Below are 19,583 nucleotides of genomic sequence, written 5' to 3'. Positions count from 1 at the left end.
AAGCATATGAAGAAACAGGAAATAATATTTGACGGTCATCAATTTGTGAATGGTTTTGAAAAGATGCTCAAGGAAATGAACCTTCCCAATAGTGATAAAGTGTATTGGGAATTACTTAAGGGAAGACCCCTGCCTCGAGGTCGCTTTTCTGAAGTGATGGATGTCCCTATAGATAAAGCACATCAAATAATACAGCAATACGGAGAGGTCAATAAAGAAGGTGAAATTGTGGGTTATTTAGGACTTTCTTTAAATAAAACTGTACATCAACTAAACTTTGACAATAAAACTTTGTATGCCTGGTGTGCAATGGATAGTATTTTATTACCCCGGTATCTAATGCATAGATGGGAAATAATATCAATAGATCCTATAACCGACATTCCTGTAAAATTGTCTATTTCAGATAATCTTCTAGAATGGACCAGGCCTGTTCCCCTCTTTATTTCATGGGTCGAAAAGGCCGATAGTTGTGATATCAAATCAAGTTTCTGCCGGCACTCCTTCTTTTTTGGTTCAGAGGATGCCGCAAACAAATGGTTAGAAAAAAATCCATTAGGAAAAATTTCAAAAGTAGAAGATTTTTTTTCCAATTCTAGCGGGTTTAAATGTTGTTAATTCTATTTGTATGTATATCATAAAGTTATTCTAAACCTTCTTTGGTTTTTAGGAAAGAAAACGAGATTTATATAAATTAAAAACTAACCAATCTAAAATTTAAATTATGAAAAAGTACGATGTATTTGTAATAGGTTCTGGTATGTCAGGTATGACCGCTGCCAATAAATGTGCCTCCAAAGGCCTTAAGGTAGGCATTACCGATGAACTTCCCTATGGTGGAACCTGTGCCCTAAGAGGCTGTGATCCCAAAAAGGTGATTATAGGCGCAACGGAAGTACGTGATTTTGCAGAAAGGCTTAAAGGAAATGGAATAGATACAGTGCCTAAAGTCAATTGGGAAGATATTATGGCATTTAAACAATCTTTTGTGGATGCCATGCCTCCTAAAATTGAAAAAGGATATAAGAATAAAGACATAGACACCTATCATACTTCAGCTAAATTTTTATCTGATAACACCTTAGAGTTAGGTGATGAAGTTATTGAAGCCGATAAATTTGTGATCGCAACCGGAGCAAAACCCCGGGTACTGGATTTTGAGGGTGGAAATTTGGCTCTTTCAAGTACAGATTTCCTTAACCTGAAAAAACTACCTGAATCGCTTTTATTTATTGGAGGTGGCTACATTGCCTTTGAATTTGCTCATATCGCTGCACGGGCTGGTGCCGATGTTACCATATTGCATCGTGGTGATCACCCATTAGAAAACTTTGATCATGACATTGTACAACATCTTGTGAATGCAACCCGAAACCTGGGAATTAAACTTGTTTTGGAAACTGAAGTCTCTAAAATTGAAAAGAAAGAAGATCATTATGTAGTTACAGGAAAATCAAATGGAAAAGAGGCCACTTATAAGACTGACTCTGTCTTTAACTCGGCCGGTCGTCCTCCCGCCATATTTGATTTAGATTTGGAAAAAGCAGGGATATCTTTTTCAAAAAAAGGAATTGCGGTAAATGAATACCTTCAAAGTACCTCTAACGCCAATATTTATGCAGCGGGAGATTCGGCAGATTCAAGAGGATTACCCCTTACCCCTGTTGCAGTAATGGAAGGGCATGTTGTGGCATCAAATATCATCAAAGGGAACAAGAAAAAAGTTAATTATCCACCAATGCCTTCCGTAGTTTTTACTTTGCCTACCCTGGCATCAGTAGGATTAACCGAAGCAGAAGCCAAATCAAAACAGATAGAATATCAGGTCAATTATAACCATGCGGAAAGCTGGTTCAATGCAAAAAGACTGAATGTTAAGGAATATGCCTACAAAACTATCATTGATAAAGAGAATCAGACTATTCTTGGCGCACATTTAATAGGACCTAACACGGAGGAAACCATCAATTTATTTGCCATGGCGATAAAGACCAAAATGAAAATCAATGAGTTAAGGACGATGATCTTTACGTATCCAACTTTGTCATCAGATATCCCTCATATGCTTTAAAAATAAATAGATTATGGAAATAGAACTAGTTTCTACCATTACATGTCCTGGTTGCGGACACACAAAAGAAGAGGAAATGCCCACAACAGCCTGTCAGTTTTTTTACCAATGTGATAATTGCAAGCATTTATTAAAACCAAAAGAAGGTGATTGCTGTGTTTATTGTTCTTATGGTAATGTTGCCTGTCCACCCATTCAGGAAGGAACAAATTGCTGCTAAAAATTTAAAATACTTTTGGTGACCTCCCCCACTCCAGATGTATCTTGCTGAAAATTAAAAGTATGATTCCTAGAGATCTAAGTAAAGATATAAAAACTCGCTTGCAGAGCATCAGCGGCCAGCTTAACGGACTTATAAAAATGCTGGATGAAAATAAAGATCCAGAAAAGATTCTGATCCAGTTCAAAGCGGCGCAAAAAGGACTTGATAAGGCGCATTTTCTTCTTTTAGATGAAGTGTACCGCAAAGCGCTGGCGATCACAATTTCAGAAACTGTGGAAGCCTGTCCCGGTAATTGCGGTAATGAAGAGCGAATTGAATTTATTCGCAAACAATTTCCCGACCTTGAGCTTAACAGCCTTACCGATAAAATGAAGGAGATTGATGAACTTAAACGAAGGCTGGAATCTTACATTTCCGAAAATAGATCAGAGTAAAACATTCAAAAATTTTCCATTTAATTTTAATACTAATAAAAATCTGTCGTAAAAAAGCAGGTTTTTTTATTTGGAGACCACCCCGGTTCCGCTCTTATCTTTGGATTGTTCTTTAATAAGAAGGATAAAACTGATTGTTAATTTAAATTCAAAAAAAAATGAAAAGACAAATAGAAATATTTACGGCAAATTGTCCGGTTTGTGATCCGGTTGTAAAAATGGTGAAAGAGTTGTCCTGCGATAGTTGCGAGATTACCACCTATAACCTGGTGGAACAATGTGAGGATAAGACCTGTATAGACAAAGTGCAGGAGTACGGTGTAAAGAGAATTCCCGCGGTGGCGGTTGATGGAAAATTGCTTGAGTGCTGTACAAACAATGGTATAAGCAAAGAAAAACTTATCGAAGCAGGAATAGGAAAAGCCAGTTAGCAAAACCATCGTACTGAAATTAAAATCTGAAACTTTTTATGGCAGCCATTTTTGGCTGCCTTTTTTTTTAATCAAATTAAAATGTTAAATCTTTATTAATCGGCTTGCCTACCCCCCGGGCTATGAGTCGATATTTGAAAAGAGGTTCGGCTCTTAATCTTTTATTTCTGATTTCCGAGCAAATCAGGAAGTAACTAAAACCATTTAAATTATGAAACCATTAAGTTCAGAAATGCAAAAATGTATCGATGATTGCAACGCCTGCATTACTGCGGCGAGAATTTGCCTTGACCAACATTTGGGGGAACCAGACATGAAAGAATGCCACAAATTTTGTCTGGATTGTATTGCTTTATGCACAGCCTGTGTTCAACTACTTGCAAGCCAGTCTGATTATTCAAAACGCCTATGTGCCATTTGTGCCGACTTATGTAAAGCCTGTGCTGATGAATGTGCAAAGTTTGACAGTGAAGTTTGCCAGCAATGCGCAGAAAAATGTCGAACCTGTGCCGAAAGCTGTAAAGAAATGGCAGCTTAAAAAAAATGTAAAAAAATTTTAAAAGGAGCGGCTAAAAAGTTGCTCCTTTTTTTTAATAAAGAAAGCTAACATTAGGATACCACCCCAGGTTAGATTTTATGTTTGACATCTTTATAACTGTGAGATGGCAGTTTATTCAAGAAGCCAAATAAATATAACAGCTTTAAAATTCCCAGTAAAAATAATACAGAGTAATGGAAAATCCCAATTCAAATAAACCCTTAAAAACCATTTTTGCTCCCCTGGCCATGGCAGCGGGCTTAATATTTTTTCAGGCGTATATGATAGCGCCACTTATTCCTAAACTGGCAACTATTTTTAATGTATCAGAACAGCGGATTGGTCTTATAGTACCAGCTTATATGCTGGCTTACGGAGTTTCAGTCCTGTTTTATGGTTTCATATCCGATAAATTTGGAAGAAAACGCATACTTCAAATATCCCTACTGGCTTTTATTGTATTAACAGCGATAACCGCCCTGGTGCAATCTGCTTCACAACTCATCCTGTTACGATTGCTAACGGGTTTAGGGGCAAGCGGTGTGGTGCCAATGTCCCTGGCCCTTGTAGGAGATATGTTCAAACCTTCAGAGAGAGGGAGACCCCTGGGACTTTTATTTGCCGCTATGGAAGGGGGAATGGCTTTAGGTTCTACCGCCGGGGTAATGTTGGAACCTTATACAGGCTGGCGTATGTTATTTTTGGCAACTGCCCTCTTGGCCGCTTTGGCTTTGTGGATACAAGTAGCCCGAATGGGCTGGAAACAGGAACCTCATAAATCCAATCGTACTTCATTCAAAAAAATGGTAGGTGGGTTTTACAGGCTACTTGCTTTCCCACGCGGGTTAAGGACCTATTTATTTGTATTCTGGAATGGGATCTTCCATTCAGGTATTTATACCTGGTTAGGGGTCTATTTTGTACAAAAGTATGATCTGGGGCCAATAGAAATTGGTTTGGCCATTCTGGGTTATGGCCTGCCAGGATTTTTCTTTGGTTCCCTTATAGGGCGCGCAGCCGATCGCAGGGGGCGATATCCTATTATTTTAACAGGCTTGGCAACAGCGGCCATAGCAACAGCCAGTCTCGCCCTGGAAATACCCGTTCTTGTCGCGGCCCTTGCAGTCACCTTGATCTCTTTGGGATACGACCTCACTCAACCTCTATTTGCAGGTATAGTAACCGAATTGGGTGGTAAAACAAAGGGAGGCCAGGCCATGGGACTGAATGTTTTTGCATTGTTTACCGGCTTTGGCCTTGGGAGCTTATTGTTTGGGGAATTATTGAAATTAGGATTAGATCAGGCGTTAATTATTTTTGCGGTTGTACAGGCAGTATTTACGATTGTAGCCGCAAAACTTTTGCAGACAGAAATGAAATTATCAATAAAATGATAAGCTATAACATCCATTTAGATTCTGGTAAGGCCATAACTTTTTTAAGGTGGAGCATTGGCATAATTTTCATCTGGTTTGGGATGGTTAAATTTTTTATTGGTCTGAGCCCGGCAGAAGATTTGGCTTCCTCAACCATTTGTACCCTGAGCGGCCATTTCCTTCCACAAGGAAGTTGTATGCCTATATTGGCTATTTTTCAAAGCCTTATTGGCATATCCTTGTAATTGGGGAAGTTTTTGAAATGGGCTTTAGGCTTATTTTTCCTGCATATGTTAGGAACTTTTTCAACCTTCTTCATTTTTCCCGAACAAATGTTCTCCCATTTCCCATTTGTATTAACTATGAAAGGTCAATATGTAATGAAAAATATAATCATACTGGCAGCAGTGACCAGTATTTGGGCCTCAACAAGAAAAATGGTGTCAATAAGGGATGATCCCAAAAAATAGAATGTGCTGCAAACAATTTTTTAAAGCCTATTTTAAATATAAAATTTTTAGCCTATGAGAACTACAGAAGAAGTATTAAAAGATCATCTGGAACTTTCTAAAAAGGGATCTATAGAAGAGGACCTGCATAGAAACTTTTCCAAAAATTTGATCCTTCTTACTACGCATGGTATTGATAAAGGACATGAAGGACTAAGGGAATTAAATAAAATGCTGATAAAGGATTTCCCCGAAGCGGAGTTTAACTATATCAATTTTCTTTTTGAAGATGAAATAGCTTTTCTGGAATGGACTGCATATTCAGACAGTTCACAAATAGATGACGGAGCAGATTCCTACATAGTGCGCGAGGGGCTGATAATTGCCCAGACCATTCATTATACTATCCGAAAGAAAAAATGAAAAAAGAATATTTCAGATTTTTAGAAGATTAAGCAGTAGGATTTTTTTAAAGAAAAAAATAAAATCTAATTTGGTTACCACCCCCCTGCTGCCCCTAATTTTGACATAGTTAATTTTTAAAAATCAATTATAAGATGATAGGTTTACATAAAGAATTATTCGCGGTATTGTTAACCGGAACGACCCTTGCGTTTTCTGGAAATACCGCTAGCGCTATGGATCAGAAAAATGAAAATCAAATTGAATTTAAAATCCAAAAGGAGATGACGGAAAAAATCTTACACTTAAAAATTAAAGGCATGCATTGCCAGTCCGGTTGTGCTAATGGTATCGATACGATGCTGAAGGAACAAAAAGGCATTATAAAAAGTGAGACAAGCTTTGATAAAAGCTCCTCGATAATTGAATATGATCCAAAGCAGATTTCAGAAGAAAAGATACTCTCCCTTATCAAAGACCGTGGGTTTGAAGTGGAAGTTGTAACCGAAAAGGGGGCTTCTGTAAACGGATAGAGATACCTGTATAAAAACAATAAAGATGTTTGCTAAAATAAAAGAAGACTTCGTAAGTATAGGATCCCTTTTTACCTCGGTTTCCACCTTACTGTGTTGCGCCCTGCCTTCGCTACTGGTTGCCCTGGGAATGGGAGCTGTGGTTGCGGGATTGGCTTCTGACCTGCCCTGGCTCATTACCATGAGCAAATATAAAGACTGGACCTTCCTGATTGCCGGGATTATGATAGGCTTTAATTTCTGGTTGTTCTACGGAAGAAAAAGAAACCAAACCTGCGAGATCGATGAAAACGGAAATGAGACCGCATGTGATACAGCAACAAGATGGAGCAAAGCCATTCTTTGGTTTTCCTTTGGCCTTTATGTCCTTGGATTGTTTGCTGCTTATTTACTATTGCCCATTCAAAGATTTTTAGAAGTTTAAATTTACAAAACATGAAAAATTATTTTTTGATCCTATTCATAGGGTTATCGACACTGTATAAAGTAGAAGCCCAGGGGCATGGCCCAATTTATGGATTACAAACCCCCACCCTGGCAAAAGGCGGTATAAACATGAACGCTTCCGGAATGAGTATAGCGACCGAAGACGAGGCCTCTTATATGCTTCGGTATACATTTTTCTATGGCATTACGGAAGATTTACAGGTTACCCTTACCACTCCTACTGTGATTGAGCGTCTGGAAAATGCTCCACGAACCCGTGGAAATAGCATGATGCCTTCCAATGGAGATATCGAGGCTGCTTTGTGGTATCGTTTTTTTTCAAATGCTTTTGGGGTAGGAAAGAGGTTTGAATCCACAGCAATTTTAGGTGTATCTGCCCCTACTGAGGATGTTCGCGGACAGGTGAATGTAGGGAACTCTATCCATGGGGCCATTTCTACGGGATATGCCTCACGTACCTGGTACGCCTGGTTAGGTGGCGGTTACCAATATTATTTTGAAAAGGACAACGAGCAATTAGGCGATTTACCCTATGCAAGCATGGTGATAGGTTATCGTCCCGATGTTTTTATGGGGGATTATCCTAAACCCGACTGGCGGATATTTGTAGAATCACTGGCCGAATTTCCCGGAGATAATAAAGTTAACGGACAATTTTTTTCTACAGATGAACGGAGTAAAAAAGTATTGGTTGGTCCTTCAATTTTAGGACTTACCGGTCCCTGGGGAATTTCCTTCGGGGCATTGTTCCCGGTATACCAGGATCTTATTCCGAATACGCCCCGTGAAAAATATAGGGTCTCACTGAACATAAGTTATTGGTTATAACAGATATTAAAGAAGAATTTTAAACATAAAAAAAGAGTAAAATGAAAAGAATAGCATTAATTATCGTAGTGACAGTGTTTGGAATCATAAGTTCCAACGCCCAAATCACCAAAGTAGATCAGGAAGTTTTTGGAATGGATTGCGCACCTTGTGCCTATGGCCTTGAACGCGGACTCAAAAAAATGGATGGTATAGAAAAGGTACAAGTAAGTCTGAATGAAGGCAAAGCTTATTTAGATCTGACTGCAAACAATAATTTAAGCTTGAAACAAATTCAGGAAGAAGTGAAAGTGAATGGTTTTTCAGCTAAGAATGCCGAAATAGTTATAAAGGGCAACTTCGTTGAGCAGGATGGCACTTATGCAATACAAACCGGGAAAGAAACTTTTAAGATAGCTGAAGCAACTTCTACCAACTTACGTTCCAGGTTAAAACCCGGAGTCCTTACAGTTAAAGGGATAGTTCAGGATGAAGAAGACGGGGAGCTAACCACTAAGTGGGAAATTGAGCTTACTGAAATCCTTTAATTAAATGAAGATTAAAAAATACAGCTTATTGGGCGCAAGTTTTCTTAGTGCAGGGGTTCCATTTTTATGTTGCTGGACCCCTGCTATATTAACTGGAGTAGCGGGAGTCACCGGTATTTCCTCTGGTTTTGAATGGTTACATCCAGTAAGACCGTATATGTATAGCATGTCTTTCTTATTCTTAGGTGTCGCTCATTATAGGGTGTATAAGGATACCAAATTCTCGACTTTAGAAAATAACAAAGATGAAAACGAATGTGGATGTAGTCAAAATCCTGAAAATTCAACAAAAAACAAATCGATATTATGGCTAACCACTTTTTTGGTCTTTTTTATGATGATAATAAACTACTTTCTGGAATGGTGAAGATTTCCGGGAAGAATATTATTATTACCTGCTTAATATTCATATTGGGTTTTAATATGAATGCTCAGGGCCCGCCTATTTTTACGGATACACCTATCATATTAGGTGTGCAGGGACGTGGAGTGCGTACTTTTGGCAATATAACTTCTAAGGAAAATGCCAAGGCTTACGCGCAGGTACTTATTGTTCCTTATAACATTACCAGTAAATGGCAGGTAGATGCGGTAATACCCTATGTCTCAATTTCGCCCGATGGCTTGGATTCCCAGTCGGGATTTGGAGATTTAAAAGTATTTACAAAATATCAACTCTTTCAAAAGGATGATAAAGGAGAGGCCTTAAGAAGTTTAATTAAATTAACCGAAACTTTTCCTACGGGAAATTCCAGTCAAATGCCTGCCCTGGGTGCCAGTGCTTTTCAAACTACCATAAGCCTTGTATTGACGCACAACCTTCCCGTTCCCCTGTAAAACCTTCCTAAAAGTTCGATTAACCACGATCTGATCACCGGGACATGATTCCAGGTATCCAGTATACCTTGTATATCAAGCTTTTCGCGGAACTGTGAAAGCAAATCTGTATCTTCGTCGATAGCCTGTAGCATACCAAATTCAATCCCATTGTGCACCAGCTTAGTAAAGTGACCTGCCGATGGAGGACCGGCATGTACATAACTCTACCAGTAGCAACAGAATAGCTGCCTTACGATAATCTTTCGCACATATTGTTCATTGAATCTCGAATGGTTTGTAATACTTCATGTGTATAGAATATGGTTATCCTTAAATGGGTATAATCCAAATCCCGCTAAATTACTTTCTTTCTTATTTTCAACAACAGTTGCGAGGTTAAAGCCAAAATTGGCAATTCAATTAAAGGACCTATAACTAATGACAATGCAACCAATGGTTCATAAGCAAATGCGGAAACTGCAATGGCCAATGAAATAGGTGAATTTCTTGCCATTGTTGTCAATGTGAGGCTTACCCTGTTTTGATAACTGAATTTAAAAAACCTGCTGACCAGCTGTGCCAGTAAAAAAGTAATGATAAAAAATATAATCACGGGAAATAGCAATTTGTAAATAACATCAGGATTTTCCAGTAGATTTCTTCCTTCTGAAGCAAACATTGCGACTACTGCCAATGATAAAAACAACACCTGGGATTTTACAAAAAAGCCGGTAAAAGACGTCCCTGAAGTATTGCTTCGGCTAACTATTTTTTTGGTAACTAATACTAATAAAAAAGGAATCAGGAGCACCAGAAGAATACTTTCAACCAGTGACCTGAATTCAACATTTCCTGATCTTCCAAAGAATAGTAACAAAAATATTGGAAGTAAAAGAATCTGCAATATCAGGTTGATTGGAAGAATAGAAGTAGATAGCGGCACATTTCCTTTTGCAACACCGGTAAACACCAGGTACCAATCTGTACAGGGAGTTACCATAAGCATCACAAACCCTATCTAGATGGCCAGCTCGTTATCCAGAAACAAGTATCCCAGCAAATAAGCAAACAGGGGAGTCCAGATAAAATTAATAACAAGGCTGCTAACTGAAAATTTGAGATTGAAGAAAGCACTTTTAAGCTCGCCGATGTTTATACTTAAGAATAAGCCGTAAAGCATTACCATAAGCAAGAGTACAATAAAGCTCGATGCATATCTCTCCAAAATAGCCAAATTCCCCAATAATAATCCCAGTACAACTGCCAATAAAATGACACCTGTTTGGTATTTATTGATTTTTTCCATTTACTCTTCTGTAACCAATTCTTGTGAGGACTTGTCTGCTTTTTGATTCAGATTCCTCCATTGGAAAAAAACTATAATACCAAGTACGAGGAGCTGCGCCAGGATAGACTGTAAATTCGGGTAAATCCCCAATAGTTCTATACGGGGAGCAAAATCTATGGGTGAAATGGGGATGTAACCTGCTTCCTGAAAGGCCATAATTCCTTTGCCTGTTAAAACAATTGCCAGGGCTGCTACCATATAGGAAGCCAATTTGAAGAATTTTCCTACAGGTAGTTCTTTAGTAAATTTCAGAAACACGATTGTTATAATGGCTATTATAATAACGGAAGTCAATAAGGCCCAGTTAATAGCAGAATTTGCGACATCGGGATTGCTCAGTTTCAGTGATGAAAGAAACAGAACCACTTCAAAAGCTTCCCTAAACACCACGATGAACGAGAAAATCAACAAACCTATCATATTTCCGGTTTCAGAAATGCGGTTTATTTTATTTTTTATGAAGTGTTTCCACTTCGATATCTCAGAATGGGAATGAAGCCAAATACCTGCAAAGAGCAATACCAGTACAGCCAGAATAGCTCCAACACCTTCCATCAATTCTCTTGACGCACCGCTTAAATTGATAAGTTTATCTACAAAAAACCAACTCACCACACCAGTTAGTACTGCGAAAATCCATCCGGAATGGACGGCTATCACTGCGCGTTTGATTTTCATAGGTCTTAGAACACGGAGAATAATGAGGATAATAAGCAACGCTTCCAAGGCCTCCCTGATAAGGATTGATAATGCAGCACCATATATAAATGCAAAGGAATAATCCTTTTCTGCTAAAACAGTTTTGGCAGAGGTTATTTTTTCTTTAAGGGCATTATAATAATTTTCCGCACCTATTTTGTTGTTGTTTTGAAGTGCTTTTCGGTAAGCAATCATATCCCGCTCAATACCCCTCACTAATGAAGGCGCAGATGCACCCAATATATTCTCCACCAGCTCAACGCCTTCAAGGTAGGATGTCAAGGCATATTTTTCGGCAATTTTATTATTGCCTTTTTGAAATTCCTGATATGAAAGATCAAGGTTGGTCATAGCAACATTTAGAGGTTCAGGCCTTTCAGGTTCATAATTCCGCACCTGGCCAACTGTTATATTGCTGAAAGATTTATTCAAAAAATGTTGCAATTCTTCATCGTTCCATTTGCTGATGCTGTCAAGATGCAAATTGGAAGGCAATGGAGCTCTTGAAATTTCTTCATTGTGCTTTAGTGACAGCACGTAAAAAGATAAGTCCCAAAGCTCTTCTTCTGTAAGACGGTTGTAAGAAGCCATCCCCGTGCCCTCAATCCCCAATTTGATGACATTGTAAGCCTGAAGTGGGGACAACTGGGCTTCGTGGAAATTGGTCGGTGCAGGATTTAAATTTCCGGCTAAAGCTCCGTTCCCATATCCTTTGCCTCCGTGGCAGGATACGCAATTATTCTGGTACAGGGTGGCTCCATTCTTTAACGAGGGATAACGATTAGGTGTAATTTTTAAAATTCCAAGATCGAGAATTTTGTTTTTGATATTTAAAGCAATTGTAGAAATCGCTTCTGGATTTTTTTTGTCCGCAACAGCTTGTTGCAATTCCCGCAGGGGTTCATCAAGCTTTTCAAACCTGGTATTATTAATTGTCGGCAATAGATCCTGCTGAAGTGCAATGGATTTTTTTGCAAACTCGCTCATTTCGGCGAATTCAAACTCATTGATTATTTCGCCATTCTCCACCGCTACTGGATAATCCTTGGAAATGTAATCCAGGAGAGTCACCAAAGTGCGCAAATCTGTGTCATTAGCCGTATTTTGCGAAAACGTATTTATTGAAATGAAAATGACAAAGAAGAAGAATACCCTATATTTATTCATACTAAATCTAAATAAGGGCAAATATACAGTTCTGTGATTTTATAAAAAAATTTATAATCACTAATACAGATTTTTTTTTTCGTTTAGCTCCAAAAGGATAATGGGATTCCTTTCGGTGCCTTAATCCGGTGGTACAAGATTTAATCCCTGGGGTTGTTAAAGAAAACTATCGGGTATTTCTTAATTTAAGTTATTGGTTATAGTATAAACAAACTTTAAAAAATTAACAGATGAAACATCCATGACAAGGGACTTGACACAAAGAAGAATGATTATTAACTTTGAGACAATTCCAAAGGGCGATTTTTACTGGAGGTTGAAATATCTTATTCAGGCCTTGAGCCATAGAAACCCCGAAGATGAAACTGCCCTCACACAGCTAAACACAAAGAAGTATTGCCTTGAGAAGGAACCTGAAATTTTCAAATTCTTAGCTGTATTTTTCTTACCAATTAGAGTTCCTGCTTTAGTGGGTAAGGGTACTTTTGTGATGGTTCCAGTTAGTAAAAATCCTACTTAATTGAAAAACTTCCGGATGGGAGTGTAATAATAGTTATTGTATTTGGAAGTTTTAGTTCCAATGCTCAGATTCAGAAAGTAGATCAGGAAGCGTTTGGAATGGACTGTGCCCCCTGTGCCTATGGTCTGGAACGCGGACTTAAAAATATGGAAGGTCTGGAAAGTGTAAAAGTGAGTCTTAATGACGGTAAAGCTTATTTAGATTTGGCAAAAAATAATGATTTGAGCCTTAGGCAGATCCAGGAAGAAGTGAATAAGAATGATTTTTCTGCTAAAAAAGCCGAAATTGTTATAAAAGGTACTCTCGTTGAACAGGATGGTAATTAAGCCAATTCAAACCGGGAAAGAAACTTTTACAATAGCTGAAGGAACTTCTACCAGCTTAAAACCCGGAATTGTAAAAGTGAAAGGAACAGTTCAGATGAAGAAGATGATAATTTGACTAATGAGTGGAAATTAAATATCATCCAGATTTATTAGCCACTAAAAACGTAGTAATAATGAACACTAATTAATGGCGGACTCCACATCGAGTCCGCCATATTTTTTTAAATTTTAGAAGTAGAATATTCTTTTCTGGTAACAATCTGATACACATAAAAGGAAAATATGTTTGGAAACTATAAAAACTAACGGATTACTAATCATTTACTTTATATGGCTATTTGTTATCATTTCTGAAAGTTAATTTAAATCATTAACCTAAATCTACCTGCCGGCTGGACAGGCTGGCTTTACTATTTCAGAGTTCAGTAAATCGATTATTAGTTATACGATACTCGGTAAATTACGCCATTGGTATCATCACTAACTAAAAGCGATCCATCGGGCAATTCTACCAAACCGGCTAACCTGGCGAATCGGGAAGTACCTTCCTCCATTAAAAAACCTTTTACAAAATCTTCAGCCTTTACAGGCTTCCCATTTTCGAAAGTTACTTTCATTATTTTGTGTCCGGAAGCTGGCCGTCTATTCCAGGATCCCCGAAAAGTTACCAGGGCAGTATTTTTATATTCCGAGGGAAACATTTTCCCTCTGTAAAACTTTAAATTCATTGGAGCGCTATGGGCTGTAAATAACATCTCCGGTTCTGTAGCTTTCTGCGCGTATTCTTTCCAGGTCATTTTTGGCGGTTCATCTGCCTTATTATATTTACCATCGTCGTAGATATACGGCCACCCATAATCAGCTCCCTCAGTGATACGATTTAATTCTTCTTTTTGTTCATCATCTCCCAGCCAGTCAATTCCGCTATCCATCCCAAAAAGTTCCCCCGTCTCAGGATGCCAGTCAAAACCAATGGTATTTCGCAGTCCCGATGCAAATATGGTTCTATTGCTCCCATCAGCATTAGTCCGTACTATAGTGGCATTTTCTTCCCGTGTTTCATCACAGGCGTTGCAGGTGCTTCCAATCGATATATATAGCATCCCATCTGGGCCAAAACCAATCGTGCGGTTGGGGTGCTGACCACCATCTGGTAGGTTCCCTATAATCTTTTCCAGTTCTCCAATAGTACCATCTTCTTTTAACTGTGCCCTGAAAACATCATTTACCGTAACAAGGTAAAACATATCTTCATGAAAAGCTACCCCATGCGCTCCTTCTTTAGTTACTACCGTTTGTTGATGGTCAGGTTTCCCGTCATCATTAGTATCCTTAAGCATCACTACGTCTCCCTCCCTTCGAGAAACATATATATTTCCCTGGGGGCTTACAGCCATCATTCTGGGTTCTCCCAGATTATCTGCGAATTTTTCTATTTTAAACCCCTGCGGTAATTGAAGTTGCGATATCCTCTCTTCGGTGGCCCCAACCATCTTAGGTTTATAAATATGTCCCGTAATATTTTCTGAAATAAGGCTATCCTTCTTTTGTGCCATGATTATACTCGTTGAAAGAAGGAGAAACAGTAAAGCTTTTTTCATAAGTGATTGATTTTCAAAATTTAAACTCATTAAAAATATAACATATGGTTTCGATGGATTGTTAATACATGGTTAAATGAAACTTATTTTTTTCATCATATAAGATTCTAATTGAGCTGTTCGACAGAGGAAAAAAAAATTTAAAACCAACTATATCCGCCTGTCCGGCTAGCAGTACCGTGGCGAAGCTATCGGGGAATTTTTAAGATTAAAAGTTTAAAAAAATTGAAACTAAACACCTGTTCGACGTTATCTTACCGTTCTAAAATAATAAAATCTGAGACCGGTAATAAATAATATTAGGGGGACAAACCCGGAGATAAAAACTAAAATTCTCCCCAGCATGCCTGCCATTTCTCCAATATGAATCGGATAAAATTGTGCTGCTATCTGTTCGCTAACCGGGTCGTCGTTAAAGGATGAGGAATAAATGGTATTACTATTATTATCTAATTTTAATTCCCTGGTTTTTCTTAGACCGGGGTTTATAAATCGGTTTTTGATATATCTAAATTGATACACTTCATTTCCATCTTGAGGAAAATAAATTGCCCGGAGTGCATATTGGTTGTCTGGAGTCTCCAATAAGTGCAGTATATCGATCCCGGTACCTGCTTCAATCTTTTTTTCAGGTTGTTTATTGCCTATAAAACCATCTATTAACTTCAAACCATCCTTATAGTAGCTGTTATAAGTAAAATATCCACCAGAAAAGGCCATTACAGCCAAAGGAAGGGAAAAAAATATTCCAAGTGACTTATGTACATCGTAGTTAAATCTTTTTCTATTTCGTTTCCATTTAATTTTAATTCCCTTTTTAAAATTTGATTTATACTTTTTCCACCATAGAAATAAACCGGAGGTAAGAAGAAACAAGAAAAATATAATAGCACTACTACCTACAATGTATTTGCCAATCTTAGGAATTCCAAGGCTTCGATGGATCTTCAACAAATCTTCAAACAATTTTATGGAAGCTGATTTTTTTCCTAAAGGTACTCCCGTCTCCGGGTGATAATAAAGGGTTTGACCATTCTTATAAATAATGGAAACCGTCTCCTGCTCTCGATAAGGTAGGAATATCTTTGCTATAGTATCTTTCTGACTCCTATAAAGTTCTGAGGAAGTTTTTAATAATGTCTTTTCCGAAAGAGTATTAGTAGATTCCCTTTGTAGTAAGCGTTGATTTAAGGCCGACGTTATTTCCGGCTGCCATACATACATGGAACCAGTAAGACCTGAAATGGATGCCAAAACCCCACATGTTATTCCTAAAAAAAGATGTACTTTCTTAACTATGTTTGAAAATGCTTTCAAGCAATAAATTTTAGTGTAAAATGGTAGTCGTTACTTCTGAATATCAATTCTTAATAACGACTACCACCCCTTTTAAAAATTATAAGTTACACCAAGACGGGCATTCGCTCCCTCCCCAGCTGTAGTAAAAGACCTTAATGGCGCCGCCCATTGAGATCTTGCCGGTAAATAATACTCATTAAGAAGGTTATTGATACCCAAGAAAACATCAATATTACTCTTAATTTGGTAGGTGGCCGTTAGATTTACCAGGGTATATCCATTTACAGGAAATTCCGTATGCCTAAAAGCATAATTTCCTTCCCCATCCTGAAAAGGAGAAAACCTGTTTCGATCTCCTAAACTCATAACATTCAATGAAGTATTAAACTGTTCTGTTGGCTTCCAGGTAACATAAGCCGTTAATTTTGGAGCAGAAATGACATCACCACCAACATAACTTAAATTATTTTCATCATCGTTTGGGTTTTTAAGCCCTTCCACATACGAATAAGAAGTCCCAATAAGTAGTTTATTGCTTGGGAGAGCATAATCTATTGCTACCTCTCCACCGAATATTTTCTGAGGTTGTTCAGAAGGTATAAACGAGTTTAGTTCATCACTAAATACAACACCAGTACCTAAATTAGAGGTACTGTAGTATCCTACAGCCTCTAAACGAAAATTATTAAATTTTGAAATAAACCCGAATTCATAGTTATTGGTAACTGCGGGCTCCAGTTGAATGTTGTCTATACTTTCAGCTCTTGCAGATCTTAAAATAGAACCTAAATCAGCTATGGAGAAACCCTGGGAATAACTAATGTAGGGAATGAATTCCTGATGTTCAATATACCGGACTCCCATATTAAATGCCAGATTATCGAACGCCAACTCTCCGCCCTGAACGGAGACCGAAGGATTAAAGTTACCATCTCCTTTAGGTGAATAGGGAAGTGTATTATAATTGGCAATATCCATTTTTAAATCATCGTATCGTAATCCAGCTTTAAAGGCCCATTTTTTATCTAGTTTTAAAGTGGTTTGTAAATACGGTGCTACGCTCATCAGTTCGATATTCGGCACCCAAAGCCTTCCATCTAACAGCCCCTGATTAGTCTTATCCCTTAAAAGATCCAGTCCATAGATCAGAGATATATTCATATCGCCATACAAATTGAACTGAGTATTAAAATTAGGTCTTAAGCCATACTTTTCTGAATTGATCACGGATTGCCCTCCGTCTTCGAATTTATCAGAATAAAAGAAAATACTTTTGGCTTTGGAATAATATAGATCGGTTTCAAAATCTGTGGTACCGGAGAAAATATTATTTAAATTGTATTTTAACCTCCCATTTATCAATTCGGAACCAGTTGGTTCCTGTCCAGGAATTGATCCTTCGATACCATAACCCGGTTCTAAAGAGTAATCCCCTTGGTCATTAAACACCTGAATATTTGCAAAAACCGGAATAAAAGGAGAATCCTGAAGTGATTTATAAAGATTCCCGTTAATGGTTATTTTTTGATTAGAAGAAAGGAGATATTCCAGTTTTCCATACGTGCTGTAAATATCGGTATTATCTAATCCATAAGTAGGAAGTAAGGGAATCCCTTCAGCATCGTATTTATTCCCGGTATGTTCTATACTTCCGCTTATATAGTAACTAAACTTATTAAATTGTCCGGAAAAGGATTGATATACCCCATATCCCAAGGCATCTTGGCTATTGGAAAGTTGGGAGGTTCCCCAAATATCAGTAGTGCCGCTCAATTTTTCTGAAGTGGTTGGATTTTTGGTGATATAATTGATAAAGCCTCCACTACCACCATTTCCAAATATTGAAGTAGCTCCTTTGATTACTTCAACTCTGCTTATATCGTTAGGATTAATACTTTTAATTCCCAATTGTCCATTACGTAGCGGGGTGGATTGAGGGATTCCATCTACCATAACGAGTAATGACCTACCTCTTAATGTTTGTCCCCAATTGGAAAATGTTCCTGTGCTTACAGCAAGACCGGGCACTGTATATGCTAGAATCTCGTTAATATTGGAGGAGATTTTAGTAAATTCCCGCAGCTTTTCTGAGTTCACCACAGTAACAGAAGCTGGAATTTCTGAAAGATATTCCGGGTTCCTGCTTGCAGAAATCACCACTTCATCCAAACTTCCATACGTATCCTGAAGGTTCACACTATAGGTTGTTAAGGAATCTCGTCCAATTTCTATAATTTGCTCTATAGTTTGATAACCCAACATTTTGACCGTTACCTTCCAGTTTCCAGGGGGAACCTCCTGGAGTTTATAAAACCCGTCAAAATTTGTAGTAGTTCCTTTTTGTAATTCCTCGATATAAATAGAGGCACCGGCAATAGGTTCATTTGTTTCATTTTTTATTTCCCCTTTTAATCCTGATTGGGAGAAAGCAGAGAGGCTTAAGGCCATTAAGGCGAGAAAAGTAATGTGTTTCATTATTCTTATTTAGATTTATTAAAAATAAATGCAAATATAGAAGCCTCTTTTAATTACACCAAGAAAATTTGATTTTTTTCAATGGAGTGGAGTGGAGTGATCACAGCCCTCTTGAAGATAATTGGTAGATTATTTTTTGATTTAATATAATGATTAAAAGCAATTTTTTACTCAAAAAGGATTGGCATAAAAAATATGATATTGGGAAACAACTAAAGTTACCATTCTATCCCTTTCTCAGTTTTTAATCGTTTCATTATGAAATGCTAAAATCCTATTATTTAACAATACCTGTTATCTGCGATGGATTTGTGGGCGGATGTATTTTTAATTATGATTTACAAATAGAGCAATTGGATTCTCCAATTAATTTGCCATCTTTATCAAACTCGTATTTACAACATTCATTGAATTTTTGTTTTAAAATATCTTTAGCTCTTCGTGTTCTAGCCTTGACATTTGTAAGACTTATTTCTAAGATTTCAGCCGCTTCCTTTTGTTTTAGTCCTTTGATATAAATCAATTCAATTATCTTTTTATAAATATCTGGTAGTTCATATACGAATTTATCAAAACAGCATATTGACTGATATTTTTCTAAAGCAGTTTCATTCTGTAAATTAACACTCGGTAAATAAACAGATTCTTTATTGAAGTAGTTTGCTATCTCGTTTCGAGCAATTTGAAAAATCCAGGCTCTTACTTTTTCATCATTCTCAAGTTGATGTAATTTTTTATGGATTTTTAAAAATGTATTTTGAAAAATATCATTTGTAGCACTTTCATTTTTTACTTTTTTGAGAATAAAGAAGAATAACTCTTCATTGAAATTGTGCCAAACTTTTTGAGTCTCCATAGTTCAAAAATAAATAAAGGTTAGCTTTTAAACCAACCTTTATTCAATTCAGCAACAATCGCATTTACCACATTCACATTTTGTACAAGGGCAATTGTTATCTAAACAATTTATGCAATTACATTTAGTGCAATCACAATTAGTACATTTACAATCATTCATACTTATAAATTTTATTGTTTACTACGGAGACCTTTAATTTTCTAAAAAGATA

General features: G+C 37.4%; 22 protein-coding genes and 1 pseudogene. 15 read left to right on the top strand and 8 right to left on the bottom strand.

The genetic code is table 11. The annotated features are described in order from the left end of the window. The first annotated feature begins 6 nt into the window (after positions 1-6). The 13 genes from merB to DET49_RS03620 all read left to right on the top strand — a co-directional run bounded on the left by merB (position 7) and on the right by DET49_RS03620 (position 9,096). Positions 7-618: an organomercurial lyase gene (merB, locus tag DET49_RS03685; protein ID WP_013073413.1), complete on the top strand. Its 612-nt coding sequence runs from the start codon at positions 7-9 to the stop codon at positions 616-618. 106 nt (positions 619-724) lie between these two features. Continuing rightward, a complete protein-coding gene (locus DET49_RS03680) occupies positions 725-2,071 on the top strand; it encodes a dihydrolipoyl dehydrogenase family protein (RefSeq protein WP_013073414.1) in 1,347 nt (448 codons plus the stop codon). Positions 2,072-2,084: 13 nt separating this feature from the next. After that, complete coding sequence (locus DET49_RS03675; protein ID WP_075325753.1) at positions 2,085-2,291, top strand: GDCCVxC domain-containing (seleno)protein; 207 nt, start codon at positions 2,085-2,087, stop codon at positions 2,289-2,291. Positions 2,292-2,353: 62 nt separating this feature from the next. Next, complete coding sequence (locus tag DET49_RS03670) at positions 2,354-2,728, top strand: metal-sensitive transcriptional regulator (protein WP_011709211.1); 375 nt, start codon at positions 2,354-2,356, stop codon at positions 2,726-2,728. A gap of 158 nt (positions 2,729-2,886) precedes the next feature. Then, positions 2,887-3,159, top strand: coding sequence for a thioredoxin family protein (locus DET49_RS03665; protein WP_013073416.1), 273 nt, complete (start codon positions 2,887-2,889; stop codon positions 3,157-3,159). Positions 3,160-3,506: 347 nt separating this feature from the next. Next, positions 3,507-3,719, top strand: coding sequence for a hypothetical protein (locus DET49_RS18390; RefSeq protein ID WP_156858131.1), 213 nt, complete (start codon positions 3,507-3,509; stop codon positions 3,717-3,719). Positions 3,720-3,891: 172 nt separating this feature from the next. Beyond that, positions 3,892-5,091, top strand: coding sequence for an MFS transporter (locus DET49_RS03655; RefSeq protein ID WP_013073418.1), 1,200 nt, complete (start codon positions 3,892-3,894; stop codon positions 5,089-5,091). A gap of 506 nt (positions 5,092-5,597) precedes the next feature. Beyond that, entirely contained in the window at positions 5,598-5,945 is a 348-nt protein-coding gene (locus DET49_RS03650) for a hypothetical protein (protein WP_013073421.1), read from the top strand. Positions 5,946-6,079: 134 nt separating this feature from the next. Then, positions 6,080-6,457 carry a heavy-metal-associated domain-containing protein gene (locus tag DET49_RS03645; RefSeq protein WP_013073422.1) on the top strand — a complete coding sequence of 126 codons (378 nt, stop codon included), beginning with the start codon at positions 6,080-6,082 and terminating at the stop codon, positions 6,455-6,457. A gap of 25 nt (positions 6,458-6,482) precedes the next feature. After that, positions 6,483-6,881: a hypothetical protein gene (locus tag DET49_RS03640; RefSeq protein ID WP_013073423.1), complete on the top strand. Its 399-nt coding sequence runs from the start codon at positions 6,483-6,485 to the stop codon at positions 6,879-6,881. An 11-nt stretch (positions 6,882-6,892) separates the two neighbouring features. Further along, positions 6,893-7,732 (top strand): hypothetical protein, encoded by an 840-nt coding sequence (locus DET49_RS03635; protein ID WP_013073424.1) that lies wholly within the window; start codon positions 6,893-6,895, stop codon positions 7,730-7,732. A 41-nt stretch (positions 7,733-7,773) separates the two neighbouring features. After that, complete coding sequence (locus DET49_RS03630; RefSeq protein ID WP_041579141.1) at positions 7,774-8,259, top strand: heavy-metal-associated domain-containing protein; 486 nt, start codon at positions 7,774-7,776, stop codon at positions 8,257-8,259. Positions 8,260-8,565: 306 nt separating this feature from the next. Then, a complete protein-coding gene (locus DET49_RS03620; protein ID WP_013073426.1) occupies positions 8,566-9,096 on the top strand; it encodes a hypothetical protein in 531 nt (176 codons plus the stop codon). Here the strand turns inward: DET49_RS03620 and DET49_RS18910 are convergent. The 4 genes and pseudogenes from DET49_RS18910 to DET49_RS03605 all read right to left on the bottom strand — a co-directional run. Then, a pseudogene (locus DET49_RS18910) lies at positions 9,045-9,260 on the bottom strand (hypothetical protein); the annotation flags it as partial. The gene DET49_RS03620 and the pseudogene DET49_RS18910 sit on opposite strands and share 52 nt — an antisense overlap. A 173-nt stretch (positions 9,261-9,433) precedes the next feature. After that, positions 9,434-10,084 carry an arsenic resistance protein gene (locus DET49_RS03610; RefSeq protein ID WP_013073427.1) on the bottom strand — a complete coding sequence of 217 codons (651 nt, stop codon included), beginning with the start codon at positions 10,082-10,084 and terminating at the stop codon, positions 9,434-9,436. A gap of 12 nt (positions 10,085-10,096) precedes the next feature. After that, on the bottom strand, positions 10,097-10,384 hold the full coding sequence (locus DET49_RS18560) for a sodium/bile acid symporter family protein (RefSeq protein WP_013073428.1): 288 nt from the start codon (positions 10,382-10,384) through the stop codon (positions 10,097-10,099). Further along, a complete protein-coding gene (locus tag DET49_RS03605) occupies positions 10,385-12,292 on the bottom strand; it encodes a cytochrome c/FTR1 family iron permease (protein WP_057482991.1) in 1,908 nt (635 codons plus the stop codon). 268 nt (positions 12,293-12,560) lie between these two features. On the opposite strand from DET49_RS03605, the gene DET49_RS03600 reads away from it, so the two are divergent. Both DET49_RS03600 and DET49_RS18650 read left to right on the top strand, forming a co-directional pair. Next, positions 12,561-12,812, top strand: coding sequence for a hypothetical protein (locus tag DET49_RS03600; protein ID WP_133546766.1), 252 nt, complete (start codon positions 12,561-12,563; stop codon positions 12,810-12,812). A gap of 98 nt (positions 12,813-12,910) precedes the next feature. Further along, entirely contained in the window at positions 12,911-13,138 is a 228-nt protein-coding gene (locus DET49_RS18650) for a heavy-metal-associated domain-containing protein (RefSeq protein WP_229792205.1), read from the top strand. A 437-nt stretch (positions 13,139-13,575) separates the two neighbouring features. On the opposite strand, the gene DET49_RS03590 is transcribed toward DET49_RS18650, so the two are convergent. The 4 genes from DET49_RS03590 to DET49_RS03575 form a co-directional block, all read right to left on the bottom strand. Beyond that, entirely contained in the window at positions 13,576-14,739 is a 1,164-nt protein-coding gene (locus tag DET49_RS03590; RefSeq protein WP_198036139.1) for a PQQ-dependent sugar dehydrogenase, read from the bottom strand. A gap of 249 nt (positions 14,740-14,988) precedes the next feature. Then, positions 14,989-16,056, bottom strand: a complete 1,068-nt coding sequence (locus tag DET49_RS03585) for a PepSY-associated TM helix domain-containing protein (protein ID WP_013073433.1) — start codon at positions 16,054-16,056, stop codon at positions 14,989-14,991. Positions 16,057-16,128: 72 nt separating this feature from the next. After that, positions 16,129-18,513, bottom strand: a complete 2,385-nt coding sequence (locus DET49_RS03580; protein ID WP_041579150.1) for a TonB-dependent receptor — start codon at positions 18,511-18,513, stop codon at positions 16,129-16,131. 331 nt (positions 18,514-18,844) lie between these two features. Continuing rightward, the gene (locus tag DET49_RS03575) at positions 18,845-19,369 is read right to left on the bottom strand and encodes a sigma-70 family RNA polymerase sigma factor (RefSeq protein WP_013073435.1); all 525 of its coding nucleotides are present in this window, start codon (positions 19,367-19,369) and stop codon (positions 18,845-18,847) included. Between the last annotated feature and the right edge of the window lie 214 nt (positions 19,370-19,583).

This window comes from Salegentibacter sp. 24, assembly GCF_004362395.1.
In the GTDB taxonomy this organism is placed as follows: Bacteria; Bacteroidota; Bacteroidia; order Flavobacteriales; family Flavobacteriaceae; genus Salegentibacter.
The sequence above is the reverse complement of the archived record's forward strand: the minus strand, read 5'-3'. Positions and strand labels throughout refer to the sequence as shown.

Coding starts and splice junctions, on each gene's coding strand:
- merB (WP_013073413.1), top strand. CDS start 7: ATGAAGAAACAGGAAATAATATTTGACGGTCATCAATTTGTGAATGGT.
- DET49_RS03680 (WP_013073414.1), top strand. CDS start 725: ATGAAAAAGTACGATGTATTTGTAATAGGTTCTGGTATGTCAGGTATG.
- DET49_RS03675 (WP_075325753.1), top strand. CDS start 2,085: ATGGAAATAGAACTAGTTTCTACCATTACATGTCCTGGTTGCGGACAC.
- DET49_RS03670 (WP_011709211.1), top strand. CDS start 2,354: ATGATTCCTAGAGATCTAAGTAAAGATATAAAAACTCGCTTGCAGAGC.
- DET49_RS03665 (WP_013073416.1), top strand. CDS start 2,887: ATGAAAAGACAAATAGAAATATTTACGGCAAATTGTCCGGTTTGTGAT.
- DET49_RS03655 (WP_013073418.1), top strand. CDS start 3,892: ATGGAAAATCCCAATTCAAATAAACCCTTAAAAACCATTTTTGCTCCC.
- DET49_RS03650 (WP_013073421.1), top strand. CDS start 5,598: ATGAGAACTACAGAAGAAGTATTAAAAGATCATCTGGAACTTTCTAAA.
- DET49_RS03645 (WP_013073422.1), top strand. CDS start 6,080: ATGATAGGTTTACATAAAGAATTATTCGCGGTATTGTTAACCGGAACG.
- DET49_RS03640 (WP_013073423.1), top strand. CDS start 6,483: ATGTTTGCTAAAATAAAAGAAGACTTCGTAAGTATAGGATCCCTTTTT.
- DET49_RS03635 (WP_013073424.1), top strand. CDS start 6,893: ATGAAAAATTATTTTTTGATCCTATTCATAGGGTTATCGACACTGTAT.
- DET49_RS03630 (WP_041579141.1), top strand. CDS start 7,774: ATGAAAAGAATAGCATTAATTATCGTAGTGACAGTGTTTGGAATCATA.
- DET49_RS03620 (WP_013073426.1), top strand. CDS start 8,566: ATGGCTAACCACTTTTTTGGTCTTTTTTATGATGATAATAAACTACTT.
- DET49_RS03610 (WP_013073427.1), bottom strand. CDS start 10,084: ATGCTTATGGTAACTCCCTGTACAGATTGGTACCTGGTGTTTACCGGT.
- DET49_RS18560 (WP_013073428.1), bottom strand. CDS start 10,384: ATGGAAAAAATCAATAAATACCAAACAGGTGTCATTTTATTGGCAGTT.
- DET49_RS03605 (WP_057482991.1), bottom strand. CDS start 12,292: ATGAATAAATATAGGGTATTCTTCTTCTTTGTCATTTTCATTTCAATA.
- DET49_RS03600 (WP_133546766.1), top strand. CDS start 12,561: ATGATTATTAACTTTGAGACAATTCCAAAGGGCGATTTTTACTGGAGG.
- DET49_RS18650 (WP_229792205.1), top strand. CDS start 12,911: ATGGACTGTGCCCCCTGTGCCTATGGTCTGGAACGCGGACTTAAAAAT.
- DET49_RS03590 (WP_198036139.1), bottom strand. CDS start 14,739: ATGAAAAAAGCTTTACTGTTTCTCCTTCTTTCAACGAGTATAATCATG.
- DET49_RS03580 (WP_041579150.1), bottom strand. CDS start 18,513: ATGAAACACATTACTTTTCTCGCCTTAATGGCCTTAAGCCTCTCTGCT.
- DET49_RS03575 (WP_013073435.1), bottom strand. CDS start 19,369: ATGGAGACTCAAAAAGTTTGGCACAATTTCAATGAAGAGTTATTCTTC.